The sequence below is a fragment of the Saccharothrix hoggarensis genome (assembly GCF_042678885.1).
GTDB lineage: Bacteria > Actinomycetota > Actinomycetes > Mycobacteriales > Pseudonocardiaceae > Actinosynnema > Actinosynnema hoggarensis.
On the sequence record NZ_JBHTLK010000522.1, the window covers coordinates 1 to 707 of the forward strand.

The 707-nt window shown below is 66.6% G+C and carries 1 protein-coding gene; it reads right to left on the reverse strand.

Annotated features, from left to right (window positions below; all coding sequences use genetic code 11):
* Positions 1 to 707, reverse strand: a 707-nt coding sequence (locus ACFQ3T_RS36905; protein WP_380730849.1) for a pectate lyase, incomplete at its 5' end; no start/stop codon positions are given.

Consider the following 707-nt stretch of genomic DNA (forward strand, 5'->3'; position numbering starts at 1 on the left):
CTACCGCCTGGTGATGTCGGACTCGGAGTAGAAGCAGTTCTTCCCGTCCGCGCCCTCACCGATCTTCTTCGGCTCGCTGCCCTTCGGCACACCCTGGTACTTCTCGCAGATCACCGTGCTGCCGTAGACCGTGATCCGCGAGAACCGGGCGGTGTCGCCCCAGTTCGTGTTGATCCCCGCCAACACCTTCGTCGTGCGCGCCGTGACACCGTCCATCACCACGTGCCGCTGGTACGACGTCGAGCAGTTGCCACACGCCCGGTACAACTTGCCCGAGCTGTGCACCTGGAAGTTCCGGATCGTCACCGTGCCGGCGCCGTTGTGCTGGAACACCTTGTCCGACCCGGACTTCGCACCGCCACCGTCCACCAGGTACGTCGCCGACGCGCTCGGGCTCTTGAACGTCGCCGCGTCCTCGCCCACGTCGTTCCACCACACGTTGCGGATCGTGCACGAACCCTCGCAGTGGATCCCGTCACCCGCCGGCGCGTCGATGAACAGGTTCTGGATCGTGCCGCCGTGGGCCACCACGAACATCGGGTCCTGACCCTCGCCCTGACCACCGTCCCCGATCCCGTAGAACCGCTTCATCCCACCGTCGAAGAACGTCCCCACGTTCCGCGTCGTCGTCTGGTGCACGCTGCCCGAGTCGGTCGGCCACGGCCCACTGCCGTCACCGCCACCACCCGGAGCAGTCGTCGACGTGG